The sequence below is a fragment of the Massilia sp. 01N417 genome, assembly GCF_056399645.1.
In genome coordinates, this window is record NZ_JBFTRS010000010.1 from 1 (window position 1) to 14,086 (window position 14,086).

General features: G+C 61.5%; 13 protein-coding genes and 1 pseudogene. 3 read left to right on the forward strand and 11 right to left on the reverse strand.

What is annotated here, in order from left to right; all coding sequences use genetic code 11:
* From AC1DOQ_RS12480 to AC1DOQ_RS12490, 3 genes are all read right to left on the reverse strand, one after another.
* The coding region (locus AC1DOQ_RS12480) for a transposase (RefSeq protein WP_477364084.1) at nucleotides 1-209 on the reverse strand (209 nt) is incomplete at its 3' end.
* 167 nt (nucleotides 210-376) lie between these two features.
* On the reverse strand, nucleotides 377-931 hold the full coding sequence (locus AC1DOQ_RS12485) for a DUF2059 domain-containing protein (protein ID WP_477364087.1): 555 nt from the start codon (nucleotides 929-931) through the stop codon (nucleotides 377-379).
* A 248-nt stretch (nucleotides 932-1,179) separates the two neighbouring features.
* Nucleotides 1,180-2,562, reverse strand: a complete 1,383-nt coding sequence (locus tag AC1DOQ_RS12490; RefSeq protein WP_477364090.1) for an APC family permease — start codon at nucleotides 2,560-2,562, stop codon at nucleotides 1,180-1,182.
* Between the two features lie 473 nt (nucleotides 2,563-3,035).
* On the opposite strand from AC1DOQ_RS12490, the gene AC1DOQ_RS12495 reads away from it, so the two are divergent.
* The gene (locus tag AC1DOQ_RS12495) at nucleotides 3,036-4,529 is read left to right on the forward strand and encodes an HNH endonuclease (RefSeq protein WP_477364093.1); all 1,494 of its coding nucleotides are present in this window, start codon (nucleotides 3,036-3,038) and stop codon (nucleotides 4,527-4,529) included.
* Nucleotides 4,530-4,565: 36 nt separating this feature from the next.
* Here AC1DOQ_RS12495 and AC1DOQ_RS12500 read toward each other — a convergent pair whose 3' ends face one another.
* Nucleotides 4,566-4,913, reverse strand: coding sequence for a hypothetical protein (locus tag AC1DOQ_RS12500; protein WP_477364096.1), 348 nt, complete (start codon nucleotides 4,911-4,913; stop codon nucleotides 4,566-4,568).
* Nucleotides 4,914-5,106: 193 nt separating this feature from the next.
* Nucleotides 5,107-5,667: a septal ring lytic transglycosylase RlpA family protein gene (locus tag AC1DOQ_RS12505; protein WP_477364099.1), complete on the reverse strand. Its 561-nt coding sequence runs from the start codon at nucleotides 5,665-5,667 to the stop codon at nucleotides 5,107-5,109.
* A gap of 233 nt (nucleotides 5,668-5,900) precedes the next feature.
* Between AC1DOQ_RS12505 and AC1DOQ_RS12510 the strand changes: the two are divergent.
* Both AC1DOQ_RS12510 and AC1DOQ_RS12515 read left to right on the forward strand, forming a co-directional pair.
* A pseudogene (locus AC1DOQ_RS12510) lies at nucleotides 5,901-7,262 on the forward strand (IS1182 family transposase); the annotation flags it as partial.
* A gap of 248 nt (nucleotides 7,263-7,510) precedes the next feature.
* Nucleotides 7,511-7,969, forward strand: coding sequence for a hypothetical protein (locus AC1DOQ_RS12515; RefSeq protein ID WP_477364101.1), 459 nt, complete (start codon nucleotides 7,511-7,513; stop codon nucleotides 7,967-7,969).
* Nucleotides 7,970-8,018: 49 nt separating this feature from the next.
* Here AC1DOQ_RS12515 and AC1DOQ_RS12520 read toward each other — a convergent pair whose 3' ends face one another.
* From AC1DOQ_RS12520 to AC1DOQ_RS12545, 6 genes are read right to left on the reverse strand one after another with little or no spacing between them, the layout of a single operon-like run.
* Nucleotides 8,019-8,414, reverse strand: coding sequence for a RidA family protein (locus AC1DOQ_RS12520; RefSeq protein ID WP_477364553.1), 396 nt, complete (start codon nucleotides 8,412-8,414; stop codon nucleotides 8,019-8,021).
* Nucleotides 8,414-9,580: an acyl-CoA dehydrogenase family protein gene (locus AC1DOQ_RS12525; RefSeq protein WP_477364104.1), complete on the reverse strand. Its 1,167-nt coding sequence runs from the start codon at nucleotides 9,578-9,580 to the stop codon at nucleotides 8,414-8,416. The genes AC1DOQ_RS12520 and AC1DOQ_RS12525 overlap by 1 nt, the downstream gene beginning before the upstream one ends.
* A gap of 1 nt (nucleotide 9,581) precedes the next feature.
* Nucleotides 9,582-10,436, reverse strand: coding sequence for an enoyl-CoA hydratase family protein (locus AC1DOQ_RS12530; protein WP_477364107.1), 855 nt, complete (start codon nucleotides 10,434-10,436; stop codon nucleotides 9,582-9,584).
* A 9-nt stretch (nucleotides 10,437-10,445) separates the two neighbouring features.
* Nucleotides 10,446-10,940: a MarR family winged helix-turn-helix transcriptional regulator gene (locus tag AC1DOQ_RS12535; protein WP_477364110.1), complete on the reverse strand. Its 495-nt coding sequence runs from the start codon at nucleotides 10,938-10,940 to the stop codon at nucleotides 10,446-10,448.
* The gene (locus AC1DOQ_RS12540; RefSeq protein ID WP_477364113.1) at nucleotides 10,937-11,692 is read right to left on the reverse strand and encodes an SDR family NAD(P)-dependent oxidoreductase; all 756 of its coding nucleotides are present in this window, start codon (nucleotides 11,690-11,692) and stop codon (nucleotides 10,937-10,939) included. Before AC1DOQ_RS12540 ends, AC1DOQ_RS12535 begins: the two co-directional genes overlap by 4 nt.
* Nucleotides 11,692-14,079 (reverse strand): bifunctional salicylyl-CoA 5-hydroxylase/oxidoreductase, encoded by a 2,388-nt coding sequence (locus AC1DOQ_RS12545; RefSeq protein WP_477364116.1) that lies wholly within the window; start codon nucleotides 14,077-14,079, stop codon nucleotides 11,692-11,694. Before AC1DOQ_RS12545 ends, AC1DOQ_RS12540 begins: the two co-directional genes overlap by 1 nt.
* Nucleotides 14,080-14,086: the final 7 nt, after the last annotated feature.

The window sequence follows — 14,086 nt, forward strand, 5'->3', positions numbered from 1 at the left end:
TAGCAGTAACCGATGATCAGCATGCGGGCCATGAGCTCGGGATCGACTGATGGCCGACCGGTATGGCTGTATGACTCAGCCAAGTTCTCGCGAAACTCGCTCAGATCGAGATACCGGTCCACCGCTCTCAGCAGATGGTCTTCGGGAACGTATTCGTCTAGACTGATCATGACGAACAGTTCCCGCTTCGTTGCCTGACGTCCCATCATCTCGGCCTCCGTCTTCGCGCTCTACTTAGATAACGGTAGGCGCTGACGGAGCTGCCATCAAGGGGAGTTTTTCAACACAATAGGCCGATCTCGGTCGTTCAATGTAGGGCAGCAGTCGACCCAAAGTGAGTTGAGCTGGCTATTGAATACTTGCGTCGTCTTCAGCCTTATTTGGTGGCAGGCCCCTGATTGTTCTCTACCGATGTGATCGGCAGACGCGTATGGAGGAACCAGCGGCTGATTTCCATGCTCCGAATCATCAATGAAGGTGCACTCGCCTGCATCTTTTGGCCAAGTGGGGAAGCATAGAAAGCGGTTAGCTGACGGATCTCGTCCAAGGTATATGTTTCGGCATACAGGGGCACCAATTCTTCGATCAGGTCATCGATAAAGGCAGGATCGGAAAGTACGGCATGGGTCCTGGCATTAAGCGCCTTGATTCGTGTGTTTGCTTTTTTAATCTCTTCTGCTTTCTGCTTCTGCGTCAGGTTGGCCTTAGCAATGATGGCGCTTCCTTCTCCAACTACTTTCGAAGAATGCATCTGCTGCTCGATTTGTGCCAGCATGCTCGTTACTATCTCCCGAGCCTTCATCGTCGCCAACAGCTCCCTGGTTGCCGTGACAACAATTGGATCGGAGGATGCCGGCGGCGTAGCATGGCCGAAAACAGGTGCGCAGATTAGAATGATAGTGGCAGCGAGAGCAGTGAAACCTTTTTTCATGAGAATCCTTTTCGCGATCAATCACGGCTCAGAAGTTTGCTACCGTGATGTTGATAATAAAGTCTTGATTCTCGCATGAAATTTGCAAAAATTTCCAGATCGCAACTGCATAAGCGAGGGCGTTTGCTATCGGCTGCTCCTGGCCGGACCCGGCCGGTGAACTAGGATAGCAGTTCGCCGAAGCAGAAAAATCCCGGAGTGTCACGACAGGCGGGACCCGGACCGGACCGGACGTTCCGCTACCGCCGTTAGTTCGTGTTTTTGCGCTCTTGTCGCGGCTCTTTGACCGACTTCGACACGTATCGGAAGACTGGATAAGCGCCGAGCAGAACTGCCACACCCGCCAGGCTTGGCAGGGTATTCCCGGCCAAATAAATGACTACCAAAATGCAAGCGACAATGAAAATCCCGCAAGGGATATATGGGTAGCCAATTGCACAGAAAGGCCGAGGCAAGTCAGGCTCTTTTATTCTCAATATGAACAGCGCCGCATAGCAAAGGACGTCTCCGATCAGCCCTAAAAAGGCGGCAATCGCGAGCAAGGTTTCAAAAGAGCCCGAAGCTGAAAAGAATGTCGCCATTGCAGCCGTCACCCACAGTGCAACCAACGGCGTACCCCCCGCTGTAACGTAGGTCGCGCGGTCGCTAAGGAGACCGTCCCGAGCCATTGCGTAGACGGTTCGCGGGGTGTACAAAATCATGGTATTGATGATCCCTGAGATTGCAATCAACCCGAGAACAATGACACCGGTGCGTGCTTTCTCGCCGAACACCTTGGCCATGGCGTCCGACGTTGGAAATTTGGAAGCGCCGAGCTCCTCAAGAGTCAGAACATGCAGAAGCGCCATCTGGACAAGTAGGTACATGGCAATGACGATCAGCACGCCAGTGAACATTGCCCGAGGTAGTGTCCTTCCAGGATCAGTCGTTTCTTCTGAAAAATAGCAGCTGGAGTTCCAGCCGGCATACGTTTCCATTACCATTTGCGTGGCAACGACGGCAGCCGCAAAGCTAACGAGCAAACTCTCGGTGCTCGTTGTAACGGCGGCCACCTTAACCATGGCGTTTGCTGGCGGACTGCTGGCAAGGAGCGCAGCAACGATCAGGCCAGCAAGCAGCAACACCTTAAGCAAGCTGGATATTTGCTGAGCAAGGCTGCTGGTGCGCATGCCGAACGAATGCAATATTCCGAACGCCAGGACCATGATAGGGGCGAGCAGGTTCTCGCTACCTTCTAATCTAGGAATGAGTACGCCAAGAAGCTCGCCTCCCGCAACGGAAAGATAGGCGATGGCGATTGTGTTGATGACAAAGTCATTCCACCCGGCGACAAACCCTGGGAACGCGCCGTATGTTCTCCTCACATATACGTAACCTCCACCCGCCTTGGGAATGCAAGTTGCAAGTTCGGCAAAGCTGTTCACTGCAACAAGTGCGTACAAACCACCCACTGCCCATACGACGTAAACCATCCATTGACTGTGCAACTGCGCAGCAACGGACCCTGGCGTCCGCAGTATCCCGGCCCCTATCATTCCGCCAACAACTACGGCGATGCCGAAACCTAGTCCCAAGACACGTAGCAAGGTTCGCTTTGGTTGCTGCGTCGCCATAGTAAGGGCGGACATCATGGTGCTCCCTTGTATTGTCAACCATAGGATACCCAGTCACTGGATGTGTTCATCCTTGGTGCGATGGGCGCATTAGTCACCGGCGGCTCCTGGCCGTGCCCGGCCGGTTGACCCAGCATAGCACCTTGTCCGAGTGGAAGCTCACCGGCTGTCACAACAGGCAGGAGCCGACCCAAAGTGGACCTTGCTACTATCAACCATGTCTTAGGCGTCGTGCTCCTGCATCTGGATCGAAGCCGCGGCTATAGTACGGCCTTGTTTTTGAGTATATCGGTTGCATAGTTCTCCTCGATCACCCGATTCGCTCAGTAGGGGGCAGCGAAACCCTGTGGTCAGGAGCCGGACGGCCGGTAGCACGTTTTCCATCACCATGCAGGACTGCTTCGTGGTTGTGGCCGCGGTGCGTTAAAACCGTACCAGAGCACCGAGGGAACGATCGACTCGGCCTTTGAGACGTTCTGGCAGCGCGCAACATGATACGTGTCGCCGCCAGTTATTCCGTTTATGATGGCATTACTCTACAGGGCATTTGCATGCGAGGCGGCGACGCCTGGCAAGGCGTCCTGTATGACGGTGCTGGCTGCTCGCCGGTAGTGCAGAACGAAACGGCACGCAACAGGAGCAATGCGTGCCCCAACAAATGGCTGAACGTGATCGCTGCAAATATTGAAACCCCGAAAACGAAGCGCGAGCCTTTTTTCCTGAACGCGGCCTGCATCGAGAAAGTGCATGTGGTTCTCGAGGTAACCGTATGCGTCAAGTTTTCGCAGCCGGACATTGCACAGAGAGACGCTATCCCGGCCAGGAGGATCTTCGAAAACGTGGATCTGGCGTTCAAGTGGGTCCAGTCATTACGCGGCAAGGCCAGGTCCGCCCAGATTCGAGAACATCCAACCTTTCTGCTGGAATGCGATATCGGGTTTCTCATGTTGGACGTACAGGGCAGCCGTGATGTCTTCAAATTCATCGACGATGCCTGCATCGCCATGCGTGGCTCCCGTAGGCTGGCGCACTGGCGGGTTGGCAGGAGTTGGAGTCCCGTATTGCAGGGCGCCGTGGTATTCAGTCCGTACCAGCTGGAACGATTCACGTCGTGCAAACCGCGCATGGAGTTTTACGATCACCGTTCAATGGTATCGAAGAATCGCGCCATCGCGTTCGAATGGCAACCGCGCCTGCTCGGTGCGCCGACGGGGAAGATGATGAAAGCGGCGGCTATTCTCAACGCCGAGTACGAGGGGCGTGCGCACCAACTGAGCGCGCAGTTGTTGCCGGAACGCAAGGCGATGCCTGTGGCGCAAGCTGCACTGGTTGTACCGCCGGCTGAGCGGACGAAGGCGGCGGTGGCGCGCGGCCAAGCGGCGATGCAGCCAGCTTCCAGCCTAGCTGCAGCCGATCCAGCTCCGGCCACGGCATCCACTTTACCGGTCTCGCCTCTGGCATCGGCTAACGCGGCCCCAACTGCCGCATATCGCAGGCCCACCGCGGTAACGCCGGCAGTTCCGATCGAGAGTCCGCTACACTGGGCGGAAGACGAATTCATCCCGTTAAGGCTCGCCTCGAATTCCGCGCTAGGTGCGACCGAGAGCGAGCAACTGGCCATGGCACGGGTCGGCCAAGGACTATTCCGTAAAAGGCTTCAGCAAATTGAAAAGGCATGTCGCCTTACCGGCCTGAGTGCAGTGAAGCACCTGCGAGCAAGTCACATCAAACCGTGGCGTGACAGCACCGATGCGGAAAGGCTCGACGGTAACAATGGCCTGTTGCTCAGCCCCCATGTCGACCACTTGTTCGATCAAGGCTATCTGACGTTCGAGGCCGACGGTCGGGTCGTCTTTTCGCGTACGTTGGAGCGTTCCGTGATCCGTCTGTGGGGGCTGGCATCGGTTCAGTCGGCGGGGCCGTTCAACCGAAAGCAACGACATTACCTGGAGTACCATCGTGCGCATATCTTCAAAAACCGCTAGAGGTCGGCATTAGCGGGGCGAGTTTTCTGTCCTTCCTCATGCGAGGAACCGCTCGATTGCACAGCCGTTCCAACGATCCCCGGGCGGCTTTCGCTTGTCATGTTCGCGCTTTTTCATCGGCGGCGGTTCCGCAGCGCCGGCAAGCCCGCCTCTTCTCGTTGCGCTCATCCTTTCGCTGTCCCGCCTGCCGTAACCTTCGATAGTGTCGTTCGCTGCTTGGCGCAGCCCAACAAGCGCTTTTGACCTCCCGAATTGCTGGGCAATTCCATTGATCACGTCCGCTGGGTGAATTCCAGAAGCAGGATCAATCTGCCAAACAGCGGTCGCAAAAAGTCTTACGTAGCCCAACAGCTCGTTGTACTCCCTTTCGCGCTCAGGTGTCATTGCGGCCTTTTATTTGGACGTCCGGTTCTGGGTCGAGAGCAGACCTGACCCGCAGGCCGTCAAAAGACTTTAGCCAGCCGCTCTGGGCTCTTTGATGTTCCAGCGATAACTAGGCCATTCACAGTCCAAGCGAAACGTCGATGATTGTTTTTCAGCTCACTCAGGCGAGGCCTGTCTCAAATGTACCAGAGCCTTATGGCAGGATTACGTCGATCTCGACCAGCGCGCTGCCTTTCGCTGCATAGCCGAGCTTGGCTGCGGCCGCGTACGATAGATCAATGATCCTGTCAGAGAGGAACGGGCCGCGGTCGTTAACGCGAACGATTAGCGTTCGACCGTTCTCGACGTTGGTAACCCTGACATAAGAAGGGATGGGAAGGAGCGGATGCGCTGCCGTGAGCTTCATTACGTCGTAGAGTTCACCACTTGCCGTCGGCAATCCGTGATAACGGGTTCCATACCAGCTTGCCACGCCACGCGCATGGTAGGGCATTAACTTGTTCATCGGCCGGTAGCTGTTTCCCATAGCAACGTAAGGCTTGAGCGTACCAGAGACAAACCGCTCTGTTCTAGGCACTGGCTCCTTGACTGCATCAATCTGCGCCTGCGTTACGCCTTTTGGTGGACCATCATTGAGGTAATAGCGCCCACCAGCTTTCGCTGGCTGAACTTTTGTTGTCGAGCAGGCTGCAAGGGACAGCGCCAACGCAGCTATCAGCGCTGGTGTTGAACAGATAGGTAAAATGCTTCTCATCGTTGCTTTTCAAACGTTTTTCATCGCGCCCGGCACTCCGCCGACTTGCCACCATTTCGGGTGACGCACTTCAGCATCGGTTGCAAACACTGCAAGGCTCAAGGCCGAGCGTGTGAATCATACATGTAGAACGCTAGAGCAGAGAAATCGGTGTGTCGCAGTCCTGGATCAGTGAAGGTTCGGATTGACAAGCTTCAGACCGTCGCCTCGGCATAATATGTTGCTAAAGTAAAAATCCCATGAGGTGTCGTGACTGTCCGCAATCGGCCGTATTTGTTGAAGAACTCGATCTTTCCAGCCTTGGATTCGAGCGCGTGCACCCCGCCAAGACTGGAAGACCGGCTTACCATCCCGCCGTGCTGCTCAAGCTCTACATTTGCGGCTACCTCAATCGTATTCAATCGAGCCGGCGGCTTGAGCGCGAGGCCCAGCGCAACGTTGAGCTGATGTGGCTCACGGGACGCTTGGCGCCCGATTTCAAGACGATAGCGAACTTCCGAAAAGATAATGGCAAAGCGATTGGCAAGGTCTGCCGGCAGTTCGTCGCGCTGTGCCAGCAGCTGGATCTGTTTTCGGATGCAGTCGTCGCTATCGACGGCAGCAAATTCAAGGCCGTCAACAGCAGCGACCGCAATTTTACCGATGCAAAACTCAAGCGCAGGATGGCGGAGGTCGAAGCGAATATCGGTCGCTATCTGGCAGAACTCGATACCGTTGACCGGCAGGAGCCGGTCACTGCACAATCGAAAAGCGTTCGTCTCAACGACAAGATCGCAGCGATGAAATCTCAAATGGCGACGCTCAAGGAAATTGAAGCGAAGCTTATAGAGACTGGGGAAACGCAGATTTCGCTCACTGATCCGGACTCGCGCTCGATGATGACGCGCGGTTCGGGAATTGTCGGCTACAACGTGCAGACCGCAGTCGACGCCAAGCATCATTTGATCGTTGAGTATGAGGTGACCAATAATGGCAGCGACCGCGACCAATTGTCAGGCATGACCAAGAAAGCCCGGGCTGCAATGGGTACTACGACACTGACAGCAATCGCCGATCGCGGGTACTTCAAGGGCGAAGAAATCCTTGCCTGTCATGAGGCTGGCATCTCAGTCTTGGTGCCTCCTACGAAAACCTCGGGGGCCAAGGCTGACGGCCGATTCGACAAGACCGACTTCATTTACGACCCATTAAAGAACGAGTATCGCTGCCCGGCAGACGAATCCCTGATATGGCGTTTCGCAAGCGTCGAAAAAGGCATGAAGCTGCATCGGTACTGGAGCTCAAACTGCAAGGGCTGCCACCTCAAGGACAAGTGCACGCCGAGTGCGCAACGGCGAGTGTCTCGCTGGGAGCATCAAGATGTGCTCGACGAGATGCAGATGCGCCTGGAGCAGAATCCTGATGCCATGCGAATTCGGCGTTCCTCAGTCGAGCATCCGTACGGGACGATCAAGTCCTGGATGGGGGCGACACATTTCCTAACGAAAGGATTGGAGCGCGTCGCAACCGAGATGAGTCTGCACGTGCTCGCCTATAATTTCCGGAGATTGATAGCGGTTCTCGGCGTCACTGGCATGCGGGAAGCGATCCGGGCCTATGCCCATTTTCTACATCGTTTTCACTTGCGATGGAGGCTTCGCTTACTCGGACGACCGAAGGCTTCGGACAGAGGTCACGGGGCGCCACAGTCCGTCCTGGCACTCCACAATTAACTGAATCATTGCAGTAGCTGGCCCTGCAGCTCGATTTCACGTTTTTACACAGGCTGGGTCGACAGCAGACCCAGCCGTTGCTTCCCAAACCGCCAAACGCGGTCTCTCAACGTTCGAGTATCGAGGAGCCCATGAAGAACATCATCCTTGAAAAATCCGACCAGGTTCGCTGGTACACGAATATGCGCGACGTGTTTGAAGCCGCCAACATTGCGCCACAAGACTATGACTGGTACGTCAGCGACATCGAAACGAACTGGAGACCACCAGGGTTCTCGCCGGATGACCAATGGTTCATTGGCGACGAGCTTGCAGCCTTTCTGCGTGCCTATGAGGTCCAGTTTATCTGGGCGGTATTCAGCGCAGTACCCAAAGGGCTTCGTCCAATACCTGCTCCAGCGCCATACGTCGAGGACAATCCGCGGTATTGGAACGGTACGGAACCGGCGCCGCAGCTAGCAGGAGCCATGTTCGAGATCGCGTGCTGGGACAGCAGTGGAACGATTCTGATCAACCTGCCTGAACAGGCCATCCATTCGTTCTTGATGCGATACCCAGACACCAAGCCCCTGGCGTCTGCGCGTTCCTGAGGAGTGCCGAGACGTCCGCAACGGCTTGATCGCGGACTGTCGGGCACATTCAGGCTTCCGGCAGCACCGCCGTCACCTCGATCTCCACGCGGGCCCGGTCCTCGATCAGGGCCCGCACTTCGACCGCCGTCATTGCAGGAAAGTGCTTGCCGATGATCTCGCGGTAGGCCGCGCCCAGCGCTTCCGAGGCGGCCAGGTATTCGCGCTTGTCGACCACATACCAGGTCATGCGCACGATGTGGCGCGGTTCGGCGCCGGCCTCGCGCAGCACCTCGACGATGTTGAGCAGGGCCTGGCGCGCCTGGATGGCGAAATCGTCGCTCTCGAAATGGCCGCCGGCATTCCAGCCGATCATGCCGCTCACGAAGATCTGGCGGCCGCTCGCGGCGACGCCGTTCGAATAGCCGCGCGGCCGCGGCCAGCCCTGGGGTTGGAGGATGTCCATCATGCGTGTTTTCCTTCTTCCTTCGCTTCGCGCAGCAGTTCGCGCGCGATGATCAGTTGCTGTACTTCGGTGGCGCCCTCGTAGATGCGCAGGGCGCGGATCTCGCGGTAGAGCTGCTCGGCCGGGTGGCCGCTGGTGACGCCCAGGCCGCCGAACATCTGCACCGCGGCGTCGATCACCTGCTGGGCCGATTCGGTGGCCGTCATCTTGGCCATCGCCGCCTCCTTGGTCACCTTCTGCCCGCGGTCGCGCTGCCAGGCGGCGCGGTAGGTCAGCAGCGCGCTGGCGTCGATCCGGGTCGCCATCTGGGCCAGCTTGGCCTGCGTGAGCTGGAAGTCGGACAGGTGCTGGCCGAACATCCGGCGCGAAGTCGCATGCGCCAGCGCCTCCTCGAAGGCGCGCCGTGCGAAGCCCAGCGCGGCGGCGGCCACCGAGGTGCGGAACACGTCCAGGGTCGCCATCGCCACCTTGAAGCCCTGGCCGGCATCGCCGATGCGCTGGGTGGCGGGTATCCTGCAACCGTCGAAGCGCAGGCGCGCGAGCGGGTGCGGCGCGATCACCTCGATGCGTTCGGCGATCTCGAAGCCCGGCGTGCCGGCGTCGACGATGAAGGCGCTGATGCCGCGCGCGCCCGGCGCCTCGCCGGTGCGGGCAAAGACGACATAGAAGTCGGCGATGCCGCCGTTCGAGATCCAGGTCTTCTCGCCGTCCAGCACATAGGCGTCGCCGTCCAGCCGCGCGGCGCATTGCATGGCCGCGACGTCGGAACCGGCCTGCGGTTCGGACAGGGCGAAGGCCGCGATCGCATCGCCGCGGGCGACGCGCGGCAGGTAGTGCTCGCGCTGCGCCGCCGTGCCGAACAGGCTGATCGCGCCCGAACCCAGGCCCTGCATCGCAAAGGCGAAATCGGCCAGGCCGTTATGGCGCGCCAGGGTCTCGCGGATCAGGCAGATGGCGCGCGTGTCGATGGCCTGGGACTCGCCGGCGATCGCATGGCGCAGCCAGCCGCCCTCGCCCAGCAGGCGCACCAGCTGACGGCAATCGGCGTCGACGTCATGCCCGTGCAGGCCGCGTACGTGCTCGGAGGCCCAGCGGTCGAGCGCCGTTTCGAGGTCGGCGTGGCGGCCGTCGAAGAAAGGCCACTGCAAGTAGGACTTGTCGGCCATCTCAGTCTCCTTCGAAATCGGGGGTCTGCTTGGCCACGAAGGCGTGGTAGGCGCGGTGGAAGTCGTTGGTCGCCATGCAGATGGCCTGGGCCTGGGCCTCGGCTTCGATGGCTTCGTCGATGCCCATGTTCCACTCCTGCTGCAGCATCTTCTTGGTCATGCCGTGGGCGAAGGTCGGGCCGCCGGCCAGGCCGCCCGCAAGCTGTCGGGCTTCCGCCAGCAGGTCTTCCGGCGCGCACAGGCGGTTGTAGAAGCCCCAGCGCTCGCCCTCTTCCGCCGTCATCGAGCGGCCGGTGTACAGCAGCTCGGCCGCGCGGCCCTGGCCGATCAGGCGCGGCAGGATCGAGCAGGCGCCCATGTCGCAGCCAGCCAGGCCGACCCGCGTGAACAGGAAGGCGGTCTTGGTGCGGGCGGTGGCGAAGCGCATGTCGGAGGCCATCGCCAGGATCGCGCCGGCGCCCGCGCAGACGCCGTCCACCGCGGCGACGATGGGCTGCGGGCAGGCGCGCATCGCCTTCACGGTGTCGCCCGTCATGCGGGTGAAGGCCAGCAGGCCCGGCATGTCGAGCTTGGTGAGCGGGCCGATGATCTCGTGGACGTCGCCGCCCGAGCAGAAATTGCCGCCGGCGCCGAGGATGACCACGGCTTTCACGTCGTCCGCGTAGGCCAAGGCGCGGAACAGGTCGCGCAGCTCGGCGTAGGAATCGAAGGTCAGCGGATTCTTGCGCTCCGGCCGGTTGAGGGTGATGGTGGCAACACCGTCGCTAACCTCGTACAGAAAGTGCTCGGCGCGGTAATCGGCCAGGGTATTGCGGTTGCGCGGCAGCGAATGCGGTTCGCCCTGCAGGTAACGCATGATGTGCTCCTATTGCTTGTCGTCTGTGTCGTCTTGATCGTTCAGGTGCTGCTTCATGGTGTCGAGCAGCGCGATCATCCTGGCCTTGTCGGCGGCGGGAATGTCGCGGAACAGGTCCGCCACCCAGCCTTCGTGCACTTCGGCCATCGCGGCGAAGGCCTTGCGCCCGTCCGGCGTCAGGGTGACCACGAAGGCACGGCCATCCTGCGGATCCGGCACCCGCGCCACCAGATGCTCGCGCTCGAGCTGGTCGACGATGCCGGTGACGTTGCCGCCGGTGACCATCATGCGCTTGGACAGCTCGCCCATGCGCAGCCCGTCCGGATGCCGCTCCAGCTGGGCCATCAGGTCGAAGCGCGGCAGGGTGATGCCGAAGCTGGTGCGCAGGCGGCTGCGGATGACGTCCTCGACCCGCACCGTGCAGGCGAGCATGCGCAGCCACAGCTTGAGCGCCTGGTGGTGCTCGCCGGTCAGGCGCGCGGTCAGGTCGAGCTGGGCCTTCACATGACCTCCCCGCCGGCCACCGCGATGGACTGGCCGTTCATGGCCGCCGCCGCCGGCAGGCACAGCATGGCCACCGCATGCGCCACCTCTTCCGGCCGCACCAGCCGTCCCTGCGGATTGCCGGCGGCCAGTTCGGCGCGCGCCTGTTCCTCGCTGCGGCCGGTCTTGCGCACGATATTGGCGACGGCTTCCTGCACGATGTCGGTCTCGGTATAGCCGGGGCAGACCGCGTTCACGGTGACGCCCTTGGCCGCCAGTTCCAGCGCCAGCGCCCGCGTCAGGCCGACCAGCCCGTGCTTGGCCGCGCAATAGGCGGCAACGTAGCGGTAGCCGGTCAGGCCGGCGGTCGAGGCGACGTTGACGATGCGCCCCCAGCCCGCGTCCAGCATGCCGGGCAGCGCCGCCTGGATGCAGTGGTAGGCGCCGCTCATGTTCACCTCCAGCATGCGCTGCCACAGCGCTTCATCGGTCTTCATGAAAGGCGCCGACGCGGCCTGGCCCGCGTTGTTGACCAGGATGTCGACCCGGCCCGCGCCGGCGAAGGCCGCGGCCACGCCGGCGGCGTCGGCGACGTCGATCGCCTGCCATCCGGTCGCGCCGCCCAGGCCGGCCGCCGCCGCTTTCAGCGCCGCGGCATCGCGCGCCATCAGGGTCACGCGCGCACCCTGGGCCTGGAGCGCGCGGGCGATCGCCAGGCCGATGCCCCGGCTGGCGCCCGTCACGACCGCATGTTTTCCCTCCAGCGCGTCCATCAGCCCTCCAGCAGTTTTGCCGCGATCTGCTGCGGCGACAGGCCCGTGTTCGCGGCCGCCAGCTGGCGTTCGCGCTCCAGGTTGCGTTCCATCTGCGCCTTGCCGGCCAGGTACTGCTTGGGCCAGGCGATGGCGGAGAAGCCGATCTTCGCCGCTTCGGTGAGCGTCCACGCCGGATTCGCCAGGTGCGGCCGGCCCACCGCGCACAGGTCGGCGCGGCCGGCGGCGATGATGCTGTTGGCGTGGTCGGCCTCGAAGATCGAACCCACGGCGATGGCCGGGATGCCGGCTTCGTTGCGGATGCGGTCGGCGAACGGCGTCTGGTACATGCGGCCGAACAGCGGCTTCTCCTGCTTGCTCACCTGGCCGGACGAGCAGTCGATCATGTCGGCGCCGGCATCCTTGAACAGGCGGGCGATCTGCACCGCGTCTTCCGGCGTGATGCCGCCTTCGACCCAGTCGTGGGCCGAGATGCGCACGCTGATCGGCTTACCCGTAGGCCAGACGGCGCGCATCGCGCGGAACACGCGCAGCGGATAGCGGCAGCGGTTCTCCAGGCTGCCGCCGTATTCGTCGCCGCGCCGGTTGGTCAGCGGCGAGATGAAGGACGACAGGAAGTAGCCGTGGGCGCAGTGCAGCTCCAGCCAGTCGAAGCCGGCCTTCTCGGCCGCCAGGGTGGCGCGCACGAAGTCGGCTTCGACGCGGTCCAGGTCTTCCGCCGTCGCCGCGCGTGCCAGTTGCGAGATGCCCGGCAAGTACTGCTGTTCCGAGGCCGAGATCAGCGGCCAGTTCCCGCTTGGCAGCGGCTGGTCGATGCCGTCCCACATCGCGCGGGTCGAGCCCTTGGCGCCGGCGTGGCCCAGTTGAAGGCCGATCTTCGCATCGCTCTGGCCGTGCACGAAGTCGACGATGCGCTTCCACGTCGCCGTGTGCTCGGGCGCATACATGCCCGGGCAGGCCGGGGTGATGCGGGCATCGGCCGACACGCAGGTCATCTCGGCCATCACCAGCGCGGCCCCGCCCAGCGCCCGCGCGCCCAGGTGGACCAGGTGATAGTCGCCCGGCACGCCGTCGACCGCCGAATACTGGGCCATCGGCGAGACCACGATGCGGTTCTTCAGCAGCACGTCGCGCATTTTGAACGGCGTGAGCATCGGCGGCACGTGGGCGCCGGCGGGCAGTTCGACGCCGGCCTCGGCGCAGGCGCGCCGCGCGAACCAGTCCTCGAAGCGCGACACATAGCCGCGGTCGCGCAGGCGCAGGTTCTCGTGCGAGATGCGCTGGCTGCGGGTCAGCATCGAGTAGGCGAACTGCTCGGCTTCCAGCGCGCTGTAGCGGTCCACGTTCTCGAACCATTCCATCGAATTGCGGGCCGCGGACTGGATCTTCAGCACCTCGACCGAGCGGCTGGCCTGGTAGGCGTCGAGCGCATTGGTCAGCTGAGCGCGCAGGTCGCCCTTGTGCGCATCAAAACAGCGCGCCAGCTCGATCGCGTCTTCCAGCGCAAGCTTGGTGCCGGAACCGATCGAGAAGTGGGCCGTATGAGCGGCATCGCCCATCAACACCACAGGCACGTCGCCGTTCCAGTGCACCCACTGCTCGCAGACGATGCGCGGGAAGGCGATCCAGACGCTTGATCCGCGCTGGTGGCGGGCGTTCGACATCAGCGCGTGGCCGTCCAGGTGTTCGGCGAACAGGCGCTCGCAGAAGGCGATGCCCTCTTCCTGCGACATGTCGGCCAGGCCGGCCTTGCGCCACACCTCGTCCGGGGTCTCGACGATGAAGGTCGAGGTATCGCCGTCGAACTGGTAGATGTGGGCCTGGAACCAGCCGAATTCCGTTTCCTTGAACACGAAGGTGAAGGCGTCGAACTTCTTCTTCGTGCCCAGCCACACGAAGCGGCAGCGACGCGTCTCGACCGAGGGCCGGTAATCCTCGGCGTAGCGGGTGCGGATGCGGCTGTTCAGGCCATCGGCGGCGATCACCAGGTCGGCGTCGTAGAGGGCGGCGATGGCCTGGTCGTCCTGGACCTCGGTCTCGAACACCAGCTCCACGCCCAGCTCCTCGCAGCGCTGCTGCAGGATATTGAGCAGGCGCTTGCGGCCGATGCCGCAGAAGCCGTGGCCGCCCGAGGTGACGCGCACGCCTTTATAAAAGACGTCGATGTCGTCCCAGTGGTTGAAGGCCTGCAGGATGGAGCGCGCGGTCGGCTCGTCGCTGGCCACCAGGTTGCCCAGGGTCTGGTCGGAGAACACCACGCCCCAGCCGAAGGTATCGTAGGGCCGGTTGCGCTCGACCACGACGATGCGGTGTGCCGGGTTCTGCTTTTTCATCAGCAGGCCGAAATACAGGCCGGCGGGGCCGCCGCCGATGCAAACGATATTCATACGATGC